Below are 22,307 nucleotides of genomic sequence, written 5' to 3'. Positions count from 1 at the left end.
TCTGACGAACCGAGAGACAAAGTCTTGAGGAACATCCCAGAGCCATGCGATTCTACAGTCTGGTCATAGGGTTTCTCGCCGCCGCGCTGGTGATAGGCGGCATGCTCTGGCTTTTCGGCAAGGATGCTCCAGGCAACGCTCCCTCCCGACCTGACGTCCCTGCCAGTAAAAAATGGATTCCGCCCGAAGGCGACGCCGAATCTCTGGCCGACAAATACACGGTAGAAGAATTATTACAACGCTGGAATCGCTGGCCCGAGAATCCGAAAAAGGAATCTCTGCATCTGACCTACGCCAAGGCTCTGGCGCTCTATGGAACGGCCGCTTACCCGGCGCTTGATTCTCTTGGTAAAAAGGTCAAACACGAAAACCCCAATCTGCGGCGGGCGGTGATGGGGGAGCTGATGGGAATTGGTGAAGACGGCGTGAGCTACCTCGTCGACGCGCTCCAGCGCTGGCCGGAGACCCCCGGCGCGAACGATGTGGACACCCATATTCGCTGGGACGCCGCAGAGTATCTGGCGAAAGCCGCAGAAAGCCAAGTGGATATCTACGAAGCGATACCTGCGCTTCGCGAAACTCTGCTGAACGGCAAGGCCTATGTGTTCACTCGCAACTATGCGGCGCAGGCTTTGATGAACAATGGTTCTGATGAGGCGCTCTCCGCTCTGGAAGAAGCGAAAACCTGGTTTTATGATCAGCAGGGAGGAATCGGCGTCGAGGAGACCCGCATTTTAAGGAACATCAACAGCTACCTGAGTTCTCGCAAATAAACAGCGCAATCCATCAATCCTTTTCGTCCGGCATATAAAGCTTCTTGTATTCTTCAATTGCGTAGCGATCCGTCATCCCCGAAATATAATCGCAAATCCGTCTTTCCAGCGGCCCGTGCCGCTCCGCCTTCAAGGCCGGTTCCGGCAATAGCTTTGGCGATTTCATATAGGCTTCGAAAATTTTGGTGAGATGCAAATCCGCCTTGAACTCCATTCGCTGGACCCTGCGGTGCCGATACATGTTGTTGTACAGAAATTTTTTGAGTTCCTTGTTCTTTTCCTCAACTTCCGAACTGAAACTCGCCAGTTGTTTTTTGCAACTCCTCGCCTCATCCGCAGACTGAATCCCCATTCTCTTCAAGCGGGAGCTGGTCGTTTTAATGAGATCGGTCGCCAGAGTATTGATGATATTGCGAACCGCCTGATATTTTTTCAACTTGTCGTCGAGATTCGCGTATTGCTTTTTGATGATTTTCTCTGCGTCCCGCCACAGCGCCAGCCTCCCCAGAGAATTGATGTCGAGCAAATTGGAGGTCACGCCGTCGTCCAGATCGTGCGCGTTGTAAGCGATCGAATCGGAGTAGTCGACCACCTGCGCTTCCAGCGGCGGGCGCTGGTAGCCCGGCATTTTGATTAAGGGGTTTTCGGGATCGCGTAAGCGTTTGGAGATTCCTTCCAGCACTTCCCAGGTCAGGTTCAGGCCGTCAAAATCCGGGTAGCGTTTTTCCAGACATTTCACAATGCGCAAACTCTGCCGATTGTGTTCGAAGCCGCCATAGGGTTTCATCAGGCGGTTCAACACGTCCTGACCGTTGTGACCAAAGGGCGGATGTCCCAGATCGTGCGCCAGCGCCACCGCTTCCGCCAGGTCTTCATTGAGGCGCAGGGCCTTGCTGATGGAGCGGGCAATTTGCGAAACTTCCAACGAGTGAGTCAGGCGCGTGCGGTAATAGTCGCCTTCGTGATAGACAAATACCTGGGTCTTGTATTCCAGGCGCCGAAAGGCGGAGGAGTGAACGATACGGTCGCGGTCGCGTTGGAAACGAGTTCGGTAAGGATGCTCTTTTTCGCGGAACTGCCTGCCTCGACTCGCCGCGCTCTTTACCGCATAGGGCGCCAGCGCGGCGTTCTCCATGTCTTCCAATTCACGACGCTTTATCAAATGCGGAAATCCCCGGGCTGTGCTCGGTTAAAACGAAGTCAGAACAGTAATTTTTGCGCGACCTGGTTCCAGTCGGTCGCGTCAATTTCTTCCTGAGTGATCCGTCCCATGTGACGGAACTTTTCTTTTTCATCATCAGACAGTTCGAGGCTTCCCTCCCAGTCGGACTCGTCTGTAACTAAAGGATCGACCTTTTCTGCAAACAAGTCCCCAGCCGCCGTCTGGAAATCCTGACTTTCAATGTCTGTCGAATCGATTAAATTCCGGGCGCACAGGATTTGATCGGAAAGCGCGACCGGTCGGGACTCAAAGTCATTGCCCTGATAGCAATCCAGCAATTCAGCCTGTAAATCATTGGCAAAAAAGCGTGATGGAAATGTTTTACAGGCTTGCAGATAATCCTGAAGCCCCAAACGCTTTTTGTTCTCGCTGGTGTGAAGGCGGGCGCGCATGATCAAAGCCCAGAAATGGAGGGGATTCAGGTGAAGCGTCATGTTCAGGTTCAACAAGGCGACCGGCCTTCTGTCTGCCTGTATATTTTGCAAAGCCTGATTGAAATAAACCTCCACCCAGGGGTCTCGTTTGTCCCGATTTCCCAATATCGATTCCATCCAGTAAAAAAACATCCGATACAATTTTATTTTAAAAATTAAAAACCCGACCGAAAAATTTTTGGCCATGATCCGATTCCAATGAGAAGTTGAAACAATCTCTGCGCCTGTCGCCAAGCATAGGTTTTATTGAAGGTGTGAGGCATTTTAAACAATCGGCGTTGAAGGGTCAAACAATATCCCCGATACGACGCCAAAACAACGGGAAAGGCCGAAAGCTCGTCCAAAACAAAATCGTCAACTCATTGGAATATTAAAAGTTACCGTCATAACTGCTTGCTTTATCTGCGATTTCATATTATTTTATTCTATTATGAAATGTATCGATTGCGATTATATCAGTTTCAAGATCGCCAAAAAATGCCCGCTTTGCCAGCGGAAACTTTCAGACTCCGCGTCTGCTTTTTTACCCGACGCGGTTGAAGGTTTCACCTTGTTTGAGTTGGCGGAACCCATTGCGCAGGCTAGGGAAAGCGTTTTCGCCGAATCGCATCCGTCTACGGCAACCGCCCAAGGCCTGTCCGCGCCCCCGGAAGAATCGACGACTCCCGCTCCCCCGGCGAGTGATTTTATCGATGATGAGGGAAATTTTGCGCTGGACTTATCTGAAGCCGAATCCAGCGATGCTCCTGAAAGTCAAACTGCGGTGGAATCAGCCGTATCTCTGGAAAGCCTGATCCCGGACAAGCAACAAATTTCACTGGAAGATTTTGAGGTGGAGGGTCTCGGTTTTGACGAAATGTCCAACGAGACAACCCTCGCCCCTTCCAGCGACAGCTCGGATGAAGAAGATCTGGATATCGTATCGCTTGTTGGAGGCGATGCCTCAGAGGAAACCGATACGGTCTCGGAACCCATGCTCGATCTTGGCGGCAATGCTCAGGACGAACCGGATGTTTCTGTCGTCGGACTGGACCAAGACGACGAACCTTTATTGCTCATCGAAGAAGAGGAAGAAGAAATCATCCTCAGTCATCAGGAAGAACCCGACTTCATCAACCTCGACGATATAGAAGCGGAAAGCGACGAACAGCAGGAGCCGTCGCTAACAATCTCCGAACCCATTGAGGAAACCCTGACTCTCTCCCCGCAACAAGAAGAACCTGAGGCGCTTGATATCGATCTGGATGATGTTGAAATCGCCATCGAATCTGAAGAAACGCTGGAATTGAGTTTTGACGAAGACGACGCTCCAAGCCCTCAAAACGCTCAGGAACCCGAATCGTCTGCGCAAAGCGACGAATCCGAAGAATTGGAAATTCATCTGGAGTTGGAGGAAGATCAGGACGCTCCCTTGCAAACTCTGGTGGATCAGAACGACACGGTAGAAATCGAAGATCTGGGCCTGGAAATGGAACCCGACAACGGACCGCCTTCCCCTTCCGACTCTGAAGAAAAATAAGCTCTTCGCAAGCCTTTGCTTCCCGCTATTCCCCTAACGCCCCCCAACGCAAAATTTCCTGATTTTGACCACAAAAAAATTGGATTTTCATTCTTTTTTCCATTATAAAGGAAGGTTCTATGACCAATACGCATATCCTGGTTGCGATCGGCAACCCCTATCGCGCCTCTCCTTGACCGACTTCAGGCAAAATCAAGTGTTCATTTGAGTTTGGATACGGATGCCGTTTTATCATATGCCTCTTAACCAGAGCAATTAATCAACCCCAAAATTATTACGGATACAACAATGAAGAAAAAATACCTTCTCGCTCCAGGCCCCACACCAGTTGCAGAACATGTCGCGCTGGAAATGGCTCAACCCATGATGCACCACCGCACCCCGCAATTCAGCGCGATCTTCGCAGAAGCCGCAGAAGACGCCAAGGCGCTGTTTCAAACCAAACAGGACGTTTTGATTCTGGCATCCACCGGAACCGGCGGCATGGAAGGTTGCATCACCAATCTCTTTTCTCCGGGCGACAAGGTCCTCGCAATCAACGGCGGTAAATTCGGCGAACGTTGGGGTAAAATTTCCCAAGCCTACGGCATGACGGTCGTCTGGCACGATGTGGAATGGGGCCAGGCCGCAGACCCCGCCGCGATCAAGGACATCCTTGCAAAAGAACCCGACATCAAGGGAATTTTAGTGCAGGCTTCGGAAACCTCGACCGGCGTCGCGCATCCCATCGAAGAGCTGTCGAAACTGACTCGCGACCGGGACGATATTTTGCTGATCGTGGACGGCATCACCGGCGTCGGCGTTTTCGACCTGCCGATGGACAAATGGGGCATCGACGCCCTGGTGACGGGCTCGCAAAAATCTCTGCAATTGCCCCCCGGCCTCGGGCTGGTGGCCTTGAGCGAAAAAGCATGGAAATTTGCCGACAAATCGACTTGCCCGCATTTCTACTTCGACTTCAAGAAAGAGAGAAAGAATCTCGCCGACAAAACTTCCGCCTACACGCCCGCCGTGTCTCTGGTCATCGGACTGCGACAAGTTTTGAAGGATCTTAAAGAAGAAGGAATCGACAACGTTTTCAAACGCCACAATCGTCTGGCGCGCGCCACGCGCGCGGCTGTCACTGCGATGGGTTTGAAAATGATCGCCCCGGACGCTCCGGCAGACAGCCTGACCGGCGTCTTCGTTCCTGAAGGAGTGGACGGCGCCAAACTGGTGAAGAGCCTGCGCGACGATTTTGGAGTGACCATGGCGGGGGGACAGGATCAATGGAAGGGCAAAGTCGTTCGCATCGCGCATCTCGGCTATGTCGATACCTTTGACACCGTCACCGCGATCGCCGCTCTCGAAATGGCTTTGCGCAAGTTCGGTCACAACGTGGAATTTGGAAAAGGAATTGCCGCCGCCCAGGAAATCCTCATGGAAGCCTACTGAGCCGGGCGCAGTTTTGGTTTACTACTTAAAAATCACTCGGGACCCAGCCCTTTGATCCCGAAAGCAATGTGGAGCGATTGAATGAAAATTCTTGTATCCGACAATTTAGCCGCAGTCGGCGTTGATCTGTTAAAGCAGGAGAAGGACTTGACGGTAGACGTTAAAACCGGAATGTCTAAAGAAGAACTCATCGCCGTCATTCCTGAGTATCAGGGTTTGATCGTGCGAAGCGCAACCAAGGTAACCGCCGACGTCATCGAAGCGGCGACCAACCTCAAAGTCATCGGTCGCGCCGGTATTGGCGTGGATAACATCGACGTGGAAGCCGCAGGGAAAAAGGGCATCATCGTCATGAACGCGCCGGAAGGCAACGTCATCACCACCGCAGAGCATGCGCTGGCGCTCATGATGTCCATGTCGCGCAACATTCCTCAGGCGAACCAATCGGTTCAAAACAAGGAATGGGCGCCCAAGAAATTCATGGGCGTGGAACTGCACGACAAAACGCTGGGCATCGTCGGCCTCGGCCGCATCGGCACCGTTGTGGCGGATCGCGCGAAAGCGTTCCACATGAAAGTCATCGTTTACGATCCCTTCATCTCCGCCGACCACGCCGCGAAAGTGGGCGTTGAAATCGTCGAGTTGCACGACCTGCTCGCTCGATCCGATTATCTTTCCCTGCACGCGCCTTCCACCGCAGGCGGCAAAGCCCTGCTGGGCCCCGAAGAATTCAAGATCGCCAAGCCGGGAATTCGCATCATCAACTGCGCCCGCGGGTCCTTGATCGACGATCAGGCTCTGGTGGACGCCGTCAAAAACAAAACCGTAGCGCAAGCCGCTCTCGACGTGTACCACAAAGAACCGCTGGCGGAGGACAGCCCTTTGCGCGGGGTTGACGAAATCATTCTGACCCCGCATCTGGGAGCGTCGACCGAAGAAGCGCAGGAAAAAGTCGCCGTCGCGATCAGCGATCAGCTCATCGATTTTCTGAAATACGGCAATGTGCGCAACGCGGTCAACATGCCTTCCATTGATGCGGAAACTCTCAATCGCATCCGCCCCTATCTGGCTCTTGGCGAAGAATTGGGACTGTTCATTTCCCAACTGGCCGAGGGAGCGGTCAAGAAAATCTGCGTTCAGTACAAAGGCGACGTCGCTAATTTGAACGTGGACCCGATCACCACCTCCGTGATCAAGGGCGCTTTGACGAACGCCATCGAAGGTTTGAACATGGTCAACGCTCCTTTCATCGCGAAAGAGCGCGGCATTGAAGTTCAGGAATCTAAAAGCAACGAGGAGCAGGACTACACCAGTTCCGTTTCCGTGACGGTGACGACCCAGAACGGGGATCGTAGCGTGATGGGAAGCATCTTTGGAAAAGGCGATTCGCGAATCATCAAGATCGACGAATACTATTTTGAGGCCCTGCTCTCCAAATACATGCTGGTCCTGACCAACCACGATGTGCCGGGCGTGATCGGCAACCTGGGCAATGTGCTGGGCAAGAATCAGATCAATATCGCAGGTTTCCACCTGGGGCGACTCAAGGAAACCGACAAGGCGGTGGCTGTTATCAATATCGACTCGGCCCCCACCAGCGAAGCGGTTCGCGAACTGCGCGAGACGCCAAGCATTCTATCCGTACACAGCGTCAAGCTGTAAAGCGTTCCAAACGAAAAGGCCAACCGTTCTCGCGAACGGTTGGCCTTTTTTTTATTTCCTGCGCCCGCTATAATGGGGCGTTTCGTTTTCGTTAAATCACTTGGCTTCTTCTTTTTCCGCCGGATCCGAACTTTCTATATCTTGCCCGAACACATTGGCGATGATTTTGTTGATCTCATCGTGCCCGAGAATCTGATACACCGCGTTGGCGGATTTGAAATGCGCGCTGGTGAAAAGACTGAGAACTTTTTTGCTCGAATAACCCAGCATCATGAACTCATGAGCGTAATTCTCCGCCACCGTTCGCAAGGTATCGTCGTTCGCATCTTCATCCCCCGTTGGAGGGCCTGCGTCCATCGAGACGTCTTCCTGAATTTCGTAAACGTAGATGAGGTGCCAGCCAAACTCGGTTTTGATCGGACCGACCACTTGCCCCTCGTCTGCCGTGAACGCCGCAACTTCAAACGGGCGAACCATGGCGCCTTTGCCAAACCAGCCTAAATCGCCTCCGCGTTTCTTGGAGGGACATTCGCTAAATTCCTCGGCCAATTTGGAAAATTCCTCGCCGTCGTCGATTTTTTTCTTCAACTCTTCGGCTTGCTCCTTGGAGCTGACAAGGATGTGACGGGCCTGTACTTTCTTTGTCTTTCTTTCTTTGGCCATTATAATTATCCTATGGGTTGCATGTTTGGTTAAATATCTTTCAATTCAATACCTGTCCCGACTCCGCTTTCTCATCAACGTGAACAATTTTGGAGGGGGACGACTGCATTAACTTCTCTCCAACATCTTTCGCGGTGCGGTAACGTTTTTTCAAAATATCATACAAGTCTGGCAAGGCCGCGTTCATGGCCATTATCATGTCATTGTGCACCGGGTCCAGCCTTGCATCTTCTTCCGCGCGCAACTTTTCTTCAAAATAATAAGTGTATTCGAAAACGGGCGGCTCGCCGCTGTCGTTGAGATCCATTCGATAAAATGCCAGCTTCAAATCCCGGTTCTTTTCGCGGGGATCGGTGTTATAAGAATCCTCCGCAAAATATTTATCCTCGGCGTAAGTGAATTTGATCGTCTCCTTGTTGCTGGGGTGCATCTCAATATAATTCACATAACGATCCGGAGTGAACTCCAGATAGGACATCGGGTTCTTTTCGCCGTAGGCCTTCGCTTCTGCGGCGCGTTGCTTGAACAGCACCAGCAACTCATCCGGCATGTCCTTCACGAAATTTTTAATGATGGCGCTTTCGACCTTTGACAACTTGGGAGTGTTTGGAAGCGAACGCTGGGTTCTGTCAAAATTGAGAATGAACGAGAACCTGCGTTCGGCGTCGTCCTGATCCCGAAATGAGATCACAAGAAATTCTTCTTCGCTGAAGGGATTGGTGAAATAAAAATCTTCCAGAACGTAGGTCGTTCGGTAATCCTCTTCTTCAAAGCGAAAGGTCATCAGGGATTTAGCGGCTTCCTGAGGGTTGATTTTCCGATACGCTTCGATGACGAACCTCCTTGTCTAATTGAGTTTAATCTTTATGAATCTATTCTATATTGCGAACCGCTCTCACCGAGTCTTTGGTGACGTCCAGTTCCTTGAAATTCAGATTGGCGTGACCGTAGCGATAGTAGAAAACAACGGCGCTGCCCTGGGGGCGTTCATCTGAAGTCCAGGTCGTGAAACCTCCACCCGGCGAAAACTCTTTCGGAATAAAAATATCAAAGCGATCCATATCGCGGATGCTGTGATCCTCGTCGTACAAACTTTCAGCCTCTTCCAAGGTTGGAATGCGCCAGTTCGTGTGTCCGGCGAATTTCTTCAGGTTGAGACTTCTAGCGTAATCTTGAGCCGTAAACCAAGTGCACCAGTTGCTGGTGTCCTGAAATGAGTCGGTCTGTTTCCACATCAATTGAGTTTCGTTGTCGGTAACGGTGCCGTCGCCGTTGTCGACAAATCTTTTTTCTGCCAAGGGAATCCTCTGTAAAAATCGGTTCTAATTTACGTCTTCGTCCAGATCGCGCACCAGCCGACTTGCGCCGCGAGATGTGCGGTACACATCGTCGTAGGTCGTCAGGCCTTTACGGTAGCCAAAGCGCAGGGCCTGCAACTTGTTTCGTATCTCGCTGGTCCAGCAAAGAAAACCAAAGCCTGGTTCGAAAACGTTGTACACGTTCACGTCTTTCCCCTGGAAATCCGTGTTGCTTTCTTCTTTATTGTAAAGACTTTTAGCTTCCGCAGGCGAAGGGATGCGCCAGTTGCCAAAGCCCGCATGACGAGTTTTGTTCAACTGCTCCACATAAGTGCGAATTTGCACATGATTCATCCATTTGCCCGTCATCTGCCAGGTGTCTTGCTTCATCCACATCAAGCTCTGGGGTCGATCCAGAATGACGCCGTCTTCCAATTCTTCAAATCGTTTGTTGTCTGTCGTCATTGCCGCGTTCCTTTGACCATATCAGTTTTTGATGTCTCGCACGGCGCGCACGCCATGACTGCGCAATCCCATTTTATGCCATTTGAAATCGCCGTTATAAAACTGAAAGCGAATGGCCAGCGTTCTGTCGGTGCGGTGCAAGGTCTTGGTCCAGGTGGTTTGACCGGAACCGGGAGGAAAGGCCTTGGGCAGATAAACCACGTCGCCGTATTTATCGGTGATCGGGCTGTCCGGATCGTAAATGGATTGCGCTTCTTTGCGCGTCGGCAGGCGCCAGTCGGTGTACTTGGCGAACAGGTTCTGGTTGAGCACCTTGACCCAGGTTTTACCCTCTTCCCAGGACACCCATTTATCCAGATCCAGATACGAGTCGTCGGCTTTCCACATGAGACCGAGTTCGTTATCGGTCACGGTGCCGTCCTTGTTGTTCACAAAGCGCTGTTCCTGATCTTCGGCGGTGGTTTTTGAGATGCGACGCACCAGACGCACGGCGCTGGGAAAGCCGCTGTTCTCTTTTGCCAGCCAGAATTCGTAGTCGGATCTCAGATCGTAACCCATCGCCGCTTTGGCGCCGCGGGTCTCGCTGGTCCAGGTGCTGAAACCGCATCCCGAAGGGAACAGGGGATCGAGATGAATTTCGCATCCTTCAATATCGGTATTGCTGGCGTTGATATCGAACAGAGTTTTCGCTTCGGTTCGAGTCGGAACTCTCCAATTGCTGTAGCCGGCAAACTTTTGTTCGTTTATTTCGCGGGCGTAGTCCTGACTTTCGTGCCAGGTGAGGAGACGTCCCTTTTCCAGCCAGGTGTCTTGCTTCATCCACATCAATCCGCTATCTGGATCTGAGATGGTTCCATCCCCGTTGTCTATGAAATCGGCGTCTTTACCTACTACAGGATCTTGCATAAGCTATTATTACCCCGTTGATTAACGTCGTCGTTGATTTTGACTGTTGATCTTTCCGACCGGATCCTTGCGGCAAATCCGCACGGAACCAAAACTGTATTCATCCGCCGTCAACACTTTGCCTTCGGCGTAATCGAAACGCGGGCGCCGCGTCGAGGTGTCTCCCGTGAGCCATTGCACACGGAAAGATTCTTCAGGGAATACTCCATCAATATGGACCACGCCGCCGCCTTTTGCCACGTTTTTCAAGCTTTCATCATAAAGCGTTGCGGCCTCGTCGCTATTGGGCAGGCGCCAGTCGTTGAAGCCGCCGATCTTTCTCATGTTTTTATTGTCGGTATAATCGCGAGCTTCGTGCCAATTGAAAAACTTTCCCTTGTCCTGCCAGGAATCTTTTTTCATCCAGTAGATTTTGGTCACCGTGTCGAAAATGACATGCGGGCCTTTCTCGATCCATCGTTTGGGAGCCTCCGGCGTTCCGGGTTTTGTAACTTGACCTTCTCTTTTTTCTGGTAGCTTTTGTTCTTCCGTCATGCGCAATCCTTATTTGAAATTGGCGCGCTAGTCGCCCGTGTAACCGATTTCGACGTTGCCTTCATCTACGTTAACGATGACGGGCACCATGTACTTGCCGTCGGTGTATTCAAGGAGCCTCTCCATCCCGTGGGGATTGTTCGCGACATTGACGTACATGAATGCGCGGTGTTGCTTCTTGAAATCTGCAATTGCTTGTTGCGTGTGCGGGCAATCGTCTTTTCCAAATATCATGTAATTTGCCATAACTCGTCAATGACCTCGTTGTTTGCTCAGCGCGATAATGATCAGCGCTCGAATTTGCGGGTTTCGGAACGCCATTCCGGCTCCCACTCGTCGCTCACCACATCCCGCACCAGGCGACAATGTGAGTATTCGTTATCTTTATTTTCCCAAACCGTGTTGCCGGTGACATAGCTGAACTTCATGGCATATTGCGGGTACTCCGGTTTCTCGTCATAGGTCCAGGTGTTGTGCCCGCCGTCTTCCGCAAAGCTGGGATCGATGTGAATCTCCGCGCCATCTTTGTCATAATTTGACTTGGTGAAGGAAAATAGCGACTTCGCCTCATCCGGCCCGCACAGGCGCCAGTCGTCGTAGCCGGCAAATTTATCCTCGTTGATCTTTTCGCAATAATCGTGCGCTTCGTACCAGGTGATGCCGTAACCGAATTCGCGATAGGAGTCGTCTTTTTTCCAGATCAACTTGTTGCGCGTATCGCCAATGGTGCCGTCGCCGTTGTCTATATAGTTCGGAATCTCTTCTTCAGCGAGCGCGCTTCCTTCTTCGTCCTCTTCCTCTTCGCCCCACTCGTCGCCGCCAATGAACTCTTCTTCGAGAAATTCTTCTTCGCCTTCTTCCAGCTCTGCGGCGTCGTCTACTATTTCTTCGGTGGTATCTTCGTTTTCAATCTCTTCGCTCATTCCTACCTCCTGCGGCCAGCTATTGGGCTAATAAAGGGCGCGCGCCTGTTTGCAATTACGGTCAATCAAGCATCTCTGACCAGACGCGCCGAAGTGCCGGTCGTAGACACGGACTGATCAACGCAAATTTCTTTCCCAGACGGAAAATAACATTTCCATGCATAAGAGTCGTAGCGGGTCTCCGAAGTCCAAACGCTGGTTTCGCCGCCGGACTGATAATTGGAGACCGAACGTTTTTTCTTCTCGGGCATGATGTTCAAAAAATACTGTGAGTACTGGTCCTTGTACTTAAAGAAAACTCGCAATTCACTTTTGGTGGGGAGCCGCCAATCCGTAAAACCCAGATAACTTTGTTCGTTACAGGCTTCCACAAAACTGTTCGCCTCGTCCCAATTCAACCACTTTCCCAGTAGTTGCCGGGAATCTCTCAAACTCCAAATCACGTCGTTTTCAGAGTCGGTAACGGTGCCGTCTTCGTTAACTTCAAAAATTACTTCGGGCATATGTCTTTCCCATTCCGAATTGAAAAAACAGAAATCTCGCCGTAGGGTTCCTGCGGGTTTTCTGTAATTGATCGTTTAATAATTCGTTTGCCTGACTTCACGGATATCCAAGGAAAGGCGAAAAACTTAGTTGACGCTGATAATATAAGGGATTGTACTGCAAACCTACCACTATGGAAGAGCATTTTCAAGCCCTAAACCAGCGAAACAAAACACTCGACAGAATCCCTTGCTCATCCCTGCCGCGACCTGTCGATAATTCTTAAACGCCTTGCCTGATTTCATTCACATTCGTTTGTATAAGATGCGTCGAACGTCTCTTTGGTTTCCAAAGACCTTGTATTTCCATCCGTTCAGACGCCCCTGTCTTAACGCCAGCCGCCGCCGCGAGTGACCACGTCTTTTGGTTGTGGTATGGGTCGTTTCTTATAGCGCTTGGCATCGAGTTCGCCTCGCACAAAGCGTACGCAGTCGTTGATATTTTCATCGGTCTCTTTATGCCCGCCGGTGCCGCTACTGTATGAGAGGTTATACGCCGTGAATTTACCTCGCTTATGGCTGGTCCAGGTGCTGAATCCACCACCGGGCGGGAATATGGGATCGATATGAATATCCATATCGTATTTGTCTTTCACTACCTTGGCTTCTTCAAACAAACTAAAGGCTTCGTGTTTGTCTGGAAACCTCCAGTCTGAATATCCGGCAAATGCCTCTCCATTGAGTTTTGCCAGTACTTTTTCACAATGATAATAGCTCGAAAACTTCTTAAGCATCTGAAAGGAGTCTTCCTTCATCCACATCAGAGTCGTCAACGTATCCGTTATGGTTCCGTCGCCATTATCAATGAATCTTTCCTCGGCCATTCAAACCTCCATAACGTTCAGATCACAAGGAATCCATAATTAAAAAAAGGCCTCCGCAAAAAAACCGGGACGCCGATTGATAGACCATTATCCCATAAATCCGTCGGAAAAAAAATGGGCAAAAAAAAACCGGAAGGCCCAAAAGGCCTTCCGGTTTTCAAACATTCAATTCTTAACGATTCGCTTCTCGCTCGCTACCAGCCACCTGCGAGAACAAACCACGCTCCGTACCTTCAGGCTGACCCATGCCAGGCTCAATGTACAATTGCGGTTTTACGTGATCCATGTGATAGTCGCTCTGATAAGTCTTGGAGGAACCCGCATCGATCTTCCAGTCATGGCGATCGAAACGTTGTCGTTGACAGTTCACAGCAACCGGACCGGGACCTTTGTTCGTGATAACAGACGCTTTAGCCATTGCGTTCGTCAGGAAATCACCAGGAGCCAAAGTGCGCTCTTCGTCTTTACCCCAGCCGTAACCATACGGACCAATGTTAAAAGTAATAACGGTTTCTTCAGTTTCGCTCAGGTTATCGACCTTCCAGGATGCGTTTTCGCATACTGATTGGCCGCCAGGCTGAATAACATTGACGTTTGCGTTAGCAACTGCAACAAGCGCCAGCACAGCAAATACAGTGAAAATGCTTACCATCTTTTTCATGTGTTGCTCCCCCTTTGACGGAAAGTTAAAATTTGGAACTATAAGAGGTTCAAATCAATCGTACTCTTCAATTCCTGATGGTTACTAAATCAAAATTAGAACTGAATCTAACTGTTGAACTCGCTTTGTAGCCAGAATTTAACGGACCCAGCACGGGCTATCTGGAATTTCGTTGAAAATATCAAATCTATCAACAGAAGTCAAGGTCTAAATCCGGCGTACCCTAAGCGCCGTCAAGGCCTTATTCTACAAAGGCACAATCAACACGCCGCGCCTCGAAAAGCACATTCAAAGACACGGATGGAACCACTACACGCGAAATTTCAATGAGGTCAAATTAATCAGATTCATCGAGTTTCGCAACAATTTTTCTCCTTCTTCGGAGATTTCGTTGATGACCAACTGCACACTACGCAAATTTTTCAGCTCCGTCGATTCGGCCAGATAACGCGCCCCTGTATCGCCAATCTTGTTGGCGGCCAGATTCAAGGTCCGCAGGTTGGAAAAGATCGGCGAGTCGACAATGGCTTTCAAACCGTCGTCGCCAATATCGTTCTGCGACAAATCCAGGGCGCGGAGCTTGGTCAACTCTTCCCTCTGCGACAACTCACGCGCGCCGACTTCGCGTATGTACTGGGCCTTGAGGTTCAACACCTGGCCGTCCTTGCTCAAACGGTCTCGTAATAATTCGTCAATTCTGGACATGAATAATCTCTTGTTTGAAGGCTGTTATCCGTTCCCGGGAATCTCTTTTGCCAGGAAACCATATTCGTCGTAGGCCTGCCAACCTTCCTGCAACATTTTTTTACCATACTTTATCATCAATTGCGCCTGCGAATGGTTGGGGCTGATCACCACCGTTTTCTTTAACAACTTGAGCGCGTGCTTCACGTCTTTGACCTCGCCGCCATACAGTTCGATCTGGCGCGATTTATCGATCAGGTCAGACGCCCACTTGTAGTAGAGATCGGCGATTTTTTCCGGAGCGTTTTTAGATACGTATTCGACAATTTCATCGTCCGCCTTTAATTTATCGAGCAATTCGACGGCTTTCTCAAACTCGGATATCGGCCCGCCGTAGTCGGCGTCGTTGACGTCGGTGATGGTCGCTCCGGCCTTGTGCGCGGAATGCAGACCTACGGAACTGATGACCACCTTGGACTGAATGCCGGACATGAGTTGGCTGTAATACAATTCACCAAGAGCATAATGGATAATGGAACCGAATTCATCATTGACGTCGAATTGCAGAGCCAGCTCGAATTCCTGTTGCGCCCCTTCTGCGTCGCCCAGCTCCATGAGGGCTTCGCCAAGGTTGTAGTAGTGAACGCAGTTTTCCGGCTCTTCTTCGATCTGATGACGGAAGACCATGATCTGCGCTTCCAGGTCGAAATCTTCCTCTTCCCCTTCTTCGCCGTCATCATCCTCATCGCCGTCATCGCCGTCTCCCTCCTCTTCCTCCGATTCGGTCGCGTCCAGAGACGTTTCCTCTTCTGATTCTGAAGACTCGTCTCCCGGCTCGGGGTGAAGTTCGCTCTCCTCGGATTCTTCTTTATCCTTTTCGCTCATTTTTTCGCCTCCGCCATGGAATTGACCGCCTTTTCGCCGCGTACCGGACGAATCACCGACAGGGAAAGCCCCGGTCCGCTTTTCATACTCAAATAGGCTTTGCCGCGAATGTAGTTGAAGCCCCAGGCATAGTCTTCTTTCTGCGTTTCACTGGACCAGAAACAACAACTGGTGTTGCCGAAAACAGGGTCCATGTGGATCTGGTTCTCAGTCCAATAATAATTCCAGGCAATATTCTTATCCTTCTCGTACAAGGACTCCAACTCACTGCGATCCGGCAAACGCCAATCGCTATGTCCCGCAAAGCGGGCGTCGTTGAGGTCCTTAACAAAGTCTTGAGCCATTTCCCAATTGATCCACTTCTTGTGCTCCTGATACGAATCTGTCTGCTTCCAGATCAAACCGGTTTTCTGGTCCGTCACCGTCCCGTCCTTGTTGTCGGTGAAACGCGTGTCGCCGGATGGCGCAAGCTCTTGCACCGGCTTGGTCAGGGAAAGTATCTGCCCTTCGAACAAAGGATCTCCGCCCTTCTTCGGCTCCTCGGCAAATCCTTGCCCGGCCTGACTGACGCAGACTATCAGCGCCGATATCAGAATGAAGCGCCGCATCGTATTGGATGGTTTTATCACAAGTTGCATAAGTCCTTAATCGTCCTGTGGCGCCCAGTCCGGCTCCCAGGAGAGGCACAAGCCGGCGGCGTTTTTGAACTGGCCAGGCTCCTTGCCCACCACGCCCCATTTGGAAACAAAATTCAGATCGGGATCAAATTTTTGCACACGGTTGTTCAAAGTGTCCATGACGAAGACAAAACCATAAGGGTCTTCGGCAATGCCCATCGGACAATTGAACTGACCGTCGCGTTTTCCCGCCTCGCCCACGGTGAGTAAAGAATTTCCGTCGCGATCAAACAATTGTAGCCGATTCTGGCTCTTTTCGGATACCAGAATGGAACCGTCCTTGCGCACCGCAATGCCCGTCGGAAAATTCAAACGTCCCGGCTCGAAACCGTACTCGCCAAACTTGCTCAGGAACTGCCCATCCTCGTTGAAAATCTGAATGCGCTGATTTTCCCGATCCGCAACGTAGATATTGCCTTCCTTGTCGAGAGCGACGCCATATGGCATCTTCATGAATCCGTCGAAATTCCCGGCACAACCGAAACCGAGCAGGAACTCGCCCTCGTCGTCGTATCGTTTGATGACATGATTGTTCGTGTCTACCACCAGAATGGTGCCCATCGCCTCGGCAATGATGCCCTCCGGCCAATAAAATTTTTCCTGCCCCCAGCCCTCGGAACCAAACTCAAGAATGAAATCGCCGTCTGGATCGAATTTCTGAATACGATGACAGCCCGTATCCGCAACCCAGATATTGCCCTCCGAGTCGACCGTGATCGCCGAAGGCGTTTTGAATTCGCCCTCATTATAAGGAGCGCGCGTGCCGCCGGAGCGACCGAACTGCATCAGGAATTTTCCGTTGCCGTCGAATTTCTGAATACGGTCGTTGCCCGTATCCGTCACCCAGACGTAAAGTTTGGAGTGGTCGACCTTGATCTCTTCAGGAGCCGCTTCCGGCAAAGTCTCCCCGGAAGCCGTTTCCAGCGCGGCGCCCGGCTCAACTTCCGTAGCCTCTAGTTCTTCATCCTTATCCGACATGATCCCCCAATCTAAAATAAAAAGGCCCCAAATGAGGGGCCTGTAATTTTTCGCAATCACTTGCGAAAAAATGAAACCCGGCAGACGCCGCATAGGCGCGGCCTCCCCAAAGGGAGGCCCTGCTCATTCAATCGCAAACAATTCTATTTTAAGATGAAGCCTTTAACGTCCAAAACCTGATACTCAAAATCACAAGCCTTCTGCAAGTCTTCCAGGCGTTCGTTCCAATTCTCCTTGAAATGCTCCAGACTCTCGGACTTCGGTTTTTTCTTCATTAAAGACACTTCTTTGTACAACGGCTTCACTTGGTTTTTGTAGATCATCTGAACCACGTTGCGGAGCTTCAACACACAGTCTTTAGTGACCAGTTCGCGCGTCACGCCGTCGACCTTTTCAAGCAGTCTCAAAAAAGACTGGATCGTCGACAACTGTGTCATATAGCTTTCAGCCAAACGATGGTCGTATTTGATTCCACAGTCAATATATGCCGTCATCAACCACATGCCCACATGGTGTTCAAACTTGATAGACAAACCGAGGAGCTTTTGAAGATAATCGACCTCGCGTAAATCTTCCTCATCCTCTTCGCCTTCCTCCAACTCCTTGGCGGCCTTTTCTTTTTCTTTTTGCAGCTCGGCCTTGATTTTCTCAAGTTCCGCCAGATCCGAAAGGGAATCTACATCCGCTTCTTTAGCCGCGTCCGCACCTTCTTCAGGCGTCGCCTGTCCATCCTTTTCTTGTTCTGTTTCCTGATCGCTCAAAGGGAACTCTCCTCTCCAGACTGAATTAGCACAAAAATTTTTAACGCCAAATCAATATTTTTACCGATTCTCGTGGAAAGAACAGAGTATAAGGTAATTTCAAACGGACTGTCAAGGAATATGCCCCAGCCCCTATTCCACCCTTACCACTCCCTCCAGAATCTAATCTTTTCATATTAGCTGCAATTAAAACCATTCGACACTATGACCTGCCATTTAGGGCATAAAGTCTAAGGGAATCATAAGTATTTTTTGTCCTCCCGCCAGGCCCAGCGGGTCTTCGATGGGGAAGCGGCTCCCCCGGGATGTAGTAGCTCGCTCCACATAACATGGAACTTGCCTGAGTTTAACGATCTGCCTTCGCCCTGAGATATTGACGCGCGTCATGTTGCGCATTACACTGGGCTATGATTGAAAGTTTCCGCCACCGCGGCTTGAAAAGACTTTATGAAAAGGGCGATAAATCCAAGTTACGGTCGGATATGGCGGAAAAGGCAGAGCTTTTTCTATCGGTTCTGGACACCGCAGAAACGCTGGATGAACTGAAAATTTCGGGCTTCGGTTTTCATCCCCTCAAAGGCAATATGCGCGATTTTCACAGCGTCTCCGTTTCGCGGAATCATAGAATCATCTTCAGATTTGAAGATGGAAAGGCTTTTGATATTGATCTGGTGGATTACCATTAAGAGGTGGCAACATGACGATGAAACACCCGGATCATCCGGGGAAATTAATAAAACATTGCGTAGAATCTTCCGGCTTGAACGTCACGGAAGCGGCGGAAGGACTTGGAGTGACCCGGCAAACCTTGTCTCGGGTGATAAACGCCAAAACTTCCCTGTCGCCTGAGATGGCGATTCGCGTATCCAAGGCTTTTGGGAGTACGCCGGAGCATTGGCTTCGAATGCAAATGGCCTATGATATGTCGCAAATGCAGGACAAGATTGCGAGCATCAAGGTGAAGCGTTTCCCAGAAGCGACGCCTTCCAATGCATAACGCCGAATAAATACGCAAATAACTGTCCGCGTCAGAATCTTTGAGTTTGCGAAATTATTTTTCATCACAGAGCTTACCCAGCGGAAAAAAGCCCTTCCCCTTCCCCAGAGAGAGCCAGCGTGACGCTGGCCCCGCAAGGCCCCGCAAGGCCCCGCCTGTAATGCTAATCGAACTGTTCAAACGCAATCGAAACTTACGGGCCTTATCCTGCGGGTGTTGCACAGCCCGGTCGGGATGTAAGAGGTGTGGAGATTATTCTGATGAGAACAGAATCCGACTTGTTGCGAAAGGGGGTGGAGGGGAGGGGAGATTTGCAGGCTAACGAAAGCAGATGCGTTTTTCTAAAAAACACCCAACTGGGAGCACTGTTCGCCAAATGCTATCACTGCACACTCTATTCTTAAAGGTCACGACATGGCATGAAATTATCACATAAATGTTAAATCAAGATTTGCCCCTTTATTTGCTGATATTTTCTTATGCATGCAAAAGTAATATTTATGAATAGAATTTGGGAGGAAAAGAAGGAGAACTAAATAAATAATGTCTTAACTTGCCGTGTAGATGTTGGCCGGATCAATCATCAGATGAATTTTCTTGATGGCTTCTTGATTTATAATTTCAATGAAAATTTCTTCTAGGTCACATGTTAACAAATAAAGAAGTTCCCATTTTAAAAAGGAAACTGGTTTGCCATTTTCGAATAAAAAAGGTAACCCCTTGTAAGAAATGGTTATACTTTCTTCTTTCGACGAAAAATATACAAAATTATTATGAACTGAATTTCTTATTTCCCGCCAAAAATCCAGAACGGTAAAAAACTTTTCCCTTAAAGGATTGTTGAGTTGGAGCTCTTTAAAAAGCTTTTCGTAAATATTTTTGAATGAAGATGTTCCTTTGCTACAAGAATGGGGGGACAATTCTCTTAAAAAGTTTCTTAATGATGCTTCTAGGATAATAAATATATTCTGAATGTAAGTGGCTTTAATAAAACGTTCAAACTCCTCAAATCGCATAGGGTGTTGGTCAAAACTATTTTGCAAGGCGGGGTTGTCTTTCAAAAGTTCTGGGTTTTTCTTGAAGGTCTGAATGAAGACTAAGCCTAACCTAGCTGTTGTTACTACCTCGCTCATCTTAAAAAATGTCAATACTCTTATATCTCGCCTATTATCTATAGAGGGGTTATTTTTAATTACCTCTTTGCCTGAATCAAACATTGAGTTTCGAATTAAATCTAGGTTTTCTATTTCACTTGCCATTTACCACATTCCAGGGAATTAAATTGCTTGGATTAATCGTAGTAGTACTATTTTTTAAATCTCTCTAGTGAGACACATCTTTTTATATTGCTGTAGGTCTTCAAACGAATGTGTACCAAGAGTAGTATTTAACTAGAGGCGCATTTGGTTTATAGTCCTTCGAAAAATATTTATCAAGTTCAAATTAAGCGACCCTGGTTTTGAGATTTTGTTTTCTCCTCAGTGCCAGGGTTTTTCTTTTTATCTGATCCCTTTTTGTTAGGATTTCTCGGTGACGACCAAAGTAAACATCAACTTGAGTCACGTTGTTTAAAGATTCGTGGTATCGGTCGTTGTTGTAATAATCCACGAACCGTGAGAGTTCCTGTTCCAACTCCCAGGGAAGTAATAGTTCTGAAGCGTGACGATATTTTCATGGATCGATGATGCGGAAGATGTCCACCCCCTCACCCAGCCCTCTCCCCGAGGGGAGAGGGTTTTCTAACGCTCAACTCGTATTGCTAGCAATATCTCTGAACGCAACTGAAACCTTATGGACTTACCCAGCGGGCAAAGCCCGTCCTCTCCCTCAGGGAGAGGATACAGGTGAGGGTGGCTTTAGTGTTTTGGATTTTCCTGGATTGCTTCGTCGCTGACGCTCCTCACAACGACGAGTGATGTCCCGAAGAAACGTCATCGCGAGCGACTGTCAGGGAGCGCGGCGATCCAGAGCCTTTAAGCGTTTCATAAAAGACTCTGGATTGCTTCGTCGCTAACGCTCCTCGCAAAGACGTATTTTGGGGGATGTTTCTCCATTCTAGCGTGACGCTCGACTCTCAAAGTTCAGCCTGTACTGCTATTCAAACTGTTCAAACGCAATCGAAGCGTTACGGTGCTTATCCTGCGGGCGTTGCCCGCCCAGCGTGACGCTGGACCCACAAGACTCGACTTGTACTGCTAAAACTCAACCAAAACATTCCGGCATTAGGCCTCCACGGCCAGTGGAACATTATTAGCGGCGCGCTGTGGCGCGGATCGGGTTATAATCCCCTTCGGCAAATCGAGTTGTTCCTAATTGCACAAAGGTATCGGGCGGATATGATTTCAGAAGGCTCTCTCATTTTAAAAGATTGCGTGGGCGGCCTGGACGAGTTGGTTCGTCGTTTGTTCGATCATCTGCAAATGAAGCCGGAGACACGCGTCGCCTTCTGGGGCAAAACGTATCCGGCTTGCAAAACGCTGGTCGAGTTTCATCAGATTCTGGGCGACAAATTTAAGCCGGTCTGCGTCATCGACAATTTCAAATGCGGTTCGGCTCCGGTTGCGGATGCGCCCATTGTGTCTTTCGAGCAGGCGCTGGATTTGAGCGATTCCATCGACCTGATCGCTATCATGGTCGATTCGGCATCCATTTATTCCATACTGGAGCAGATCGCGGAATCGAAATTGAGCGGCAAGGCGATCTTGTGCGTGCATCGCGACGCCGACCCTGTGACAGAAACGGAATTCGCGCGCTTGTCGGACGCTTGCCATCAAACGCTGACGCGCAAGGGCGTTCTCTGGTACACCTCGCCGGAGAACTGGCGTTGTTGTTACCAGTACCTTCAACAGACGGCCTCGCTGGAGGGCGACGTGGCGGAGTTTGGCGTCTATCAGGGCGGCAGCGCCTATTTCATGGCGACGGTGATGAAGGAATTGGGGATGAACAAGCGTTTGCATTTGTTCGACAGTTTTTCGGGGATTCAGGAGCAGTCGCCGCTGGATCAGGCGACGCCGAATTCCTTCGCATCCGGCGGGTCGGAGGGGGTGCGCGCTTTGATGAGCGAGTTCGATGGCGTCAACATCGTTCCGGGAGATATTTTCGAGACTTTCGCGGGCGCGGGATTGAAGCGTTTGTCGCTGGCTCATATCGACTGCGACCAGTACGCGACAACGCGTTTTCTCTGCGAATCGCTCTATCCTTTGATGGCGTCCGGCGGGATCATGATGTTTCAGAATTACGCTTATGGCGCGGCTTATGGCGAGCGGGTGGCGGTGGACGCCTTTTTTCGCGACAAGCCGGAAGCGGTTCTCTTTGGATACGACCGCGCCGCCTTCGTCGTCAAACTTTAACGCGGTAAATTCAAGTGGATTGCCGCGTTGACAGTGGCCGGAGCAGAGTATATTCTGAACGCATCTGAATAGATATGGATCCAGATTCAAGATCTGCAAGCGATTGAAGTTTTTG

General features: G+C 49.9%; 26 protein-coding genes. 7 read left to right on the top strand and 19 right to left on the bottom strand.

What is annotated here, in order from left to right; genetic code table 11:
• Positions 1-44 precede the first annotated feature (44 nt).
• Positions 45-773: a hypothetical protein gene (locus G3M78_06600; GenBank protein ID QPJ65073.1), complete on the top strand. Its 729-nt coding sequence runs from the start codon at positions 45-47 to the stop codon at positions 771-773.
• 13 nt (positions 774-786) lie between these two features.
• Here the strand turns inward: G3M78_06600 and G3M78_06595 are convergent, their stop codons facing one another.
• Both G3M78_06595 and G3M78_06590 read right to left on the bottom strand, forming a co-directional pair.
• Positions 787-1,908: a deoxyguanosinetriphosphate triphosphohydrolase gene (locus tag G3M78_06595; GenBank protein QPJ66790.1), complete on the bottom strand. Its 1,122-nt coding sequence runs from the start codon at positions 1,906-1,908 to the stop codon at positions 787-789.
• A 65-nt stretch (positions 1,909-1,973) separates the two neighbouring features.
• Positions 1,974-2,615, bottom strand: a complete 642-nt coding sequence (locus G3M78_06590) for a hypothetical protein (GenBank protein QPJ65072.1) — start codon at positions 2,613-2,615, stop codon at positions 1,974-1,976.
• 244 nt (positions 2,616-2,859) lie between these two features.
• Here G3M78_06590 and G3M78_06585 point away from each other — a divergent pair, with 244 nt between their 5' ends.
• From G3M78_06585 to G3M78_06575, 3 genes are all read left to right on the top strand, one after another.
• The gene (locus tag G3M78_06585) at positions 2,860-3,948 is read left to right on the top strand and encodes a hypothetical protein (protein QPJ65071.1); all 1,089 of its coding nucleotides are present in this window, start codon (positions 2,860-2,862) and stop codon (positions 3,946-3,948) included.
• 288 nt (positions 3,949-4,236) lie between these two features.
• Positions 4,237-5,382, top strand: a complete 1,146-nt coding sequence (locus tag G3M78_06580; GenBank protein QPJ65070.1) for an alanine--glyoxylate aminotransferase family protein — start codon at positions 4,237-4,239, stop codon at positions 5,380-5,382.
• Positions 5,383-5,463: 81 nt separating this feature from the next.
• A complete protein-coding gene (locus G3M78_06575) occupies positions 5,464-7,044 on the top strand; it encodes a phosphoglycerate dehydrogenase (protein QPJ65069.1) in 1,581 nt (526 codons plus the stop codon).
• Positions 7,045-7,140: 96 nt separating this feature from the next.
• On the opposite strand, the gene G3M78_06570 is transcribed toward G3M78_06575, so the two are convergent.
• The 16 genes from G3M78_06570 to G3M78_06495 form a co-directional block, all read right to left on the bottom strand.
• A complete protein-coding gene (locus G3M78_06570; protein QPJ66789.1) occupies positions 7,141-7,710 on the bottom strand; it encodes a peptidylprolyl isomerase in 570 nt (189 codons plus the stop codon).
• 37 nt (positions 7,711-7,747) lie between these two features.
• A complete protein-coding gene (locus tag G3M78_06565; protein QPJ65068.1) occupies positions 7,748-8,491 on the bottom strand; it encodes a hypothetical protein in 744 nt (247 codons plus the stop codon).
• Positions 8,492-8,579: 88 nt separating this feature from the next.
• Entirely contained in the window at positions 8,580-8,942 is a 363-nt protein-coding gene (locus tag G3M78_06560; protein ID QPJ66788.1) for a DUF1566 domain-containing protein, read from the bottom strand.
• A gap of 87 nt (positions 8,943-9,029) precedes the next feature.
• The gene (locus G3M78_06555; protein QPJ65067.1) at positions 9,030-9,470 is read right to left on the bottom strand and encodes a DUF1566 domain-containing protein; all 441 of its coding nucleotides are present in this window, start codon (positions 9,468-9,470) and stop codon (positions 9,030-9,032) included.
• A 21-nt stretch (positions 9,471-9,491) separates the two neighbouring features.
• A complete protein-coding gene (locus tag G3M78_06550; GenBank protein ID QPJ65066.1) occupies positions 9,492-10,376 on the bottom strand; it encodes a DUF1566 domain-containing protein in 885 nt (294 codons plus the stop codon).
• A 21-nt stretch (positions 10,377-10,397) separates the two neighbouring features.
• Positions 10,398-10,910 carry a DUF1566 domain-containing protein gene (locus G3M78_06545; GenBank protein QPJ65065.1) on the bottom strand — a complete coding sequence of 171 codons (513 nt, stop codon included), beginning with the start codon at positions 10,908-10,910 and terminating at the stop codon, positions 10,398-10,400.
• Between the two features lie 27 nt (positions 10,911-10,937).
• A complete protein-coding gene (locus tag G3M78_06540) occupies positions 10,938-11,144 on the bottom strand; it encodes a hypothetical protein (protein QPJ66787.1) in 207 nt (68 codons plus the stop codon).
• Positions 11,145-11,197: 53 nt separating this feature from the next.
• Positions 11,198-11,833, bottom strand: coding sequence for a DUF1566 domain-containing protein (locus G3M78_06535; GenBank protein QPJ65064.1), 636 nt, complete (start codon positions 11,831-11,833; stop codon positions 11,198-11,200).
• A 65-nt stretch (positions 11,834-11,898) separates the two neighbouring features.
• Positions 11,899-12,336 carry a DUF1566 domain-containing protein gene (locus G3M78_06530; protein QPJ65063.1) on the bottom strand — a complete coding sequence of 146 codons (438 nt, stop codon included), beginning with the start codon at positions 12,334-12,336 and terminating at the stop codon, positions 11,899-11,901.
• Positions 12,337-12,704: 368 nt separating this feature from the next.
• A complete protein-coding gene (locus tag G3M78_06525; GenBank protein QPJ65062.1) occupies positions 12,705-13,199 on the bottom strand; it encodes a DUF1566 domain-containing protein in 495 nt (164 codons plus the stop codon).
• Positions 13,200-13,371: 172 nt separating this feature from the next.
• Entirely contained in the window at positions 13,372-13,860 is a 489-nt protein-coding gene (locus G3M78_06520; GenBank protein ID QPJ65061.1) for a hypothetical protein, read from the bottom strand.
• A gap of 309 nt (positions 13,861-14,169) precedes the next feature.
• A complete protein-coding gene (locus G3M78_06515; protein ID QPJ65060.1) occupies positions 14,170-14,565 on the bottom strand; it encodes a hypothetical protein in 396 nt (131 codons plus the stop codon).
• A 24-nt stretch (positions 14,566-14,589) separates the two neighbouring features.
• Complete coding sequence (locus G3M78_06510) at positions 14,590-15,429, bottom strand: hypothetical protein (protein ID QPJ65059.1); 840 nt, start codon at positions 15,427-15,429, stop codon at positions 14,590-14,592.
• The gene (locus G3M78_06505; protein ID QPJ65058.1) at positions 15,426-16,067 is read right to left on the bottom strand and encodes a DUF1566 domain-containing protein; all 642 of its coding nucleotides are present in this window, start codon (positions 16,065-16,067) and stop codon (positions 15,426-15,428) included. The genes G3M78_06510 and G3M78_06505 overlap by 4 nt, the downstream gene beginning before the upstream one ends.
• 6 nt (positions 16,068-16,073) lie before the next feature.
• Positions 16,074-17,084 carry a hypothetical protein gene (locus tag G3M78_06500; protein QPJ65057.1) on the bottom strand — a complete coding sequence of 337 codons (1,011 nt, stop codon included), beginning with the start codon at positions 17,082-17,084 and terminating at the stop codon, positions 16,074-16,076.
• 143 nt (positions 17,085-17,227) lie between these two features.
• Positions 17,228-17,845, bottom strand: coding sequence for a hypothetical protein (locus G3M78_06495; GenBank protein ID QPJ65056.1), 618 nt, complete (start codon positions 17,843-17,845; stop codon positions 17,228-17,230).
• 407 nt (positions 17,846-18,252) lie between these two features.
• On the opposite strand from G3M78_06495, the gene G3M78_06490 reads away from it, so the two are divergent.
• Positions 18,253-18,531 (top strand): plasmid maintenance system killer protein, encoded by a 279-nt coding sequence (locus G3M78_06490; protein ID QPJ65055.1) that lies wholly within the window; start codon positions 18,253-18,255, stop codon positions 18,529-18,531.
• Positions 18,532-18,542: 11 nt separating this feature from the next.
• The gene (locus tag G3M78_06485; protein ID QPJ65054.1) at positions 18,543-18,842 is read left to right on the top strand and encodes a HigA family addiction module antidote protein; all 300 of its coding nucleotides are present in this window, start codon (positions 18,543-18,545) and stop codon (positions 18,840-18,842) included.
• A 548-nt stretch (positions 18,843-19,390) separates the two neighbouring features.
• Here the strand turns inward: G3M78_06485 and G3M78_06480 are convergent.
• Positions 19,391-20,101 (bottom strand): hypothetical protein, encoded by a 711-nt coding sequence (locus tag G3M78_06480; GenBank protein QPJ65053.1) that lies wholly within the window; start codon positions 20,099-20,101, stop codon positions 19,391-19,393.
• A gap of 1,077 nt (positions 20,102-21,178) precedes the next feature.
• On the opposite strand from G3M78_06480, the gene G3M78_06475 reads away from it, so the two are divergent.
• Positions 21,179-22,192: a hypothetical protein gene (locus tag G3M78_06475; GenBank protein ID QPJ65052.1), complete on the top strand. Its 1,014-nt coding sequence runs from the start codon at positions 21,179-21,181 to the stop codon at positions 22,190-22,192.
• Positions 22,193-22,307: the final 115 nt, after the last annotated feature.

It is taken from the genome of Candidatus Nitrohelix vancouverensis (assembly GCA_015698305.1).
Classification (GTDB): domain Bacteria; phylum Nitrospinota; class Nitrospinia; order Nitrospinales; family VA-1; genus Nitrohelix; species Nitrohelix vancouverensis.
The sequence above is the reverse complement of the archived record's forward strand: the minus strand, read 5'-3'. Positions and strand labels throughout refer to the sequence as shown.

What these genes read in the sequence shown, in the direction of transcription:
- G3M78_06600 (QPJ65073.1), top strand. Translation starts at nt 45, where the DNA reads ATGCGATTCTACAGTCTGGTCATAGGGTTTCTCGCCGCCGCGCTGGTG.
- G3M78_06595 (QPJ66790.1), bottom strand. Translation starts at nt 1,908, where the DNA reads ATGGAGAACGCCGCGCTGGCGCCCTATGCGGTAAAGAGCGCGGCGAGT.
- G3M78_06590 (QPJ65072.1), bottom strand. Translation starts at nt 2,615, where the DNA reads ATGGCCAAAAATTTTTCGGTCGGGTTTTTAATTTTTAAAATAAAATTG.
- G3M78_06585 (QPJ65071.1), top strand. Translation starts at nt 2,860, where the DNA reads ATGAAATGTATCGATTGCGATTATATCAGTTTCAAGATCGCCAAAAAA.
- G3M78_06580 (QPJ65070.1), top strand. Translation starts at nt 4,237, where the DNA reads ATGAAGAAAAAATACCTTCTCGCTCCAGGCCCCACACCAGTTGCAGAA.
- G3M78_06575 (QPJ65069.1), top strand. Translation starts at nt 5,464, where the DNA reads ATGAAAATTCTTGTATCCGACAATTTAGCCGCAGTCGGCGTTGATCTG.
- G3M78_06565 (QPJ65068.1), bottom strand. Translation starts at nt 8,491, where the DNA reads ATGACCTTTCGCTTTGAAGAAGAGGATTACCGAACGACCTACGTTCTG.
- G3M78_06560 (QPJ66788.1), bottom strand. Translation starts at nt 8,942, where the DNA reads ATGTGGAAACAGACCGACTCATTTCAGGACACCAGCAACTGGTGCACT.
- G3M78_06555 (QPJ65067.1), bottom strand. Translation starts at nt 9,470, where the DNA reads ATGACGACAGACAACAAACGATTTGAAGAATTGGAAGACGGCGTCATT.
- G3M78_06550 (QPJ65066.1), bottom strand. Translation starts at nt 10,376, where the DNA reads ATGCAAGATCCTGTAGTAGGTAAAGACGCCGATTTCATAGACAACGGG.
- G3M78_06545 (QPJ65065.1), bottom strand. Translation starts at nt 10,910, where the DNA reads ATGACGGAAGAACAAAAGCTACCAGAAAAAAGAGAAGGTCAAGTTACA.
- G3M78_06540 (QPJ66787.1), bottom strand. Translation starts at nt 11,144, where the DNA reads ATGATATTTGGAAAAGACGATTGCCCGCACACGCAACAAGCAATTGCA.
- G3M78_06535 (QPJ65064.1), bottom strand. Translation starts at nt 11,833, where the DNA reads ATGAGCGAAGAGATTGAAAACGAAGATACCACCGAAGAAATAGTAGAC.
- G3M78_06530 (QPJ65063.1), bottom strand. Translation starts at nt 12,336, where the DNA reads ATGCCCGAAGTAATTTTTGAAGTTAACGAAGACGGCACCGTTACCGAC.
- G3M78_06525 (QPJ65062.1), bottom strand. Translation starts at nt 13,199, where the DNA reads ATGGCCGAGGAAAGATTCATTGATAATGGCGACGGAACCATAACGGAT.
- G3M78_06520 (QPJ65061.1), bottom strand. Translation starts at nt 13,860, where the DNA reads ATGAAAAAGATGGTAAGCATTTTCACTGTATTTGCTGTGCTGGCGCTT.
- G3M78_06515 (QPJ65060.1), bottom strand. Translation starts at nt 14,565, where the DNA reads ATGTCCAGAATTGACGAATTATTACGAGACCGTTTGAGCAAGGACGGC.
- G3M78_06510 (QPJ65059.1), bottom strand. Translation starts at nt 15,429, where the DNA reads ATGAGCGAAAAGGATAAAGAAGAATCCGAGGAGAGCGAACTTCACCCC.
- G3M78_06505 (QPJ65058.1), bottom strand. Translation starts at nt 16,067, where the DNA reads ATGCAACTTGTGATAAAACCATCCAATACGATGCGGCGCTTCATTCTG.
- G3M78_06500 (QPJ65057.1), bottom strand. Translation starts at nt 17,084, where the DNA reads ATGTCGGATAAGGATGAAGAACTAGAGGCTACGGAAGTTGAGCCGGGC.
- G3M78_06490 (QPJ65055.1), top strand. Translation starts at nt 18,253, where the DNA reads ATGATTGAAAGTTTCCGCCACCGCGGCTTGAAAAGACTTTATGAAAAG.
- G3M78_06485 (QPJ65054.1), top strand. Translation starts at nt 18,543, where the DNA reads ATGACGATGAAACACCCGGATCATCCGGGGAAATTAATAAAACATTGC.
- G3M78_06480 (QPJ65053.1), bottom strand. Translation starts at nt 20,101, where the DNA reads ATGGCAAGTGAAATAGAAAACCTAGATTTAATTCGAAACTCAATGTTT.
- G3M78_06475 (QPJ65052.1), top strand. Translation starts at nt 21,179, where the DNA reads ATGATTTCAGAAGGCTCTCTCATTTTAAAAGATTGCGTGGGCGGCCTG.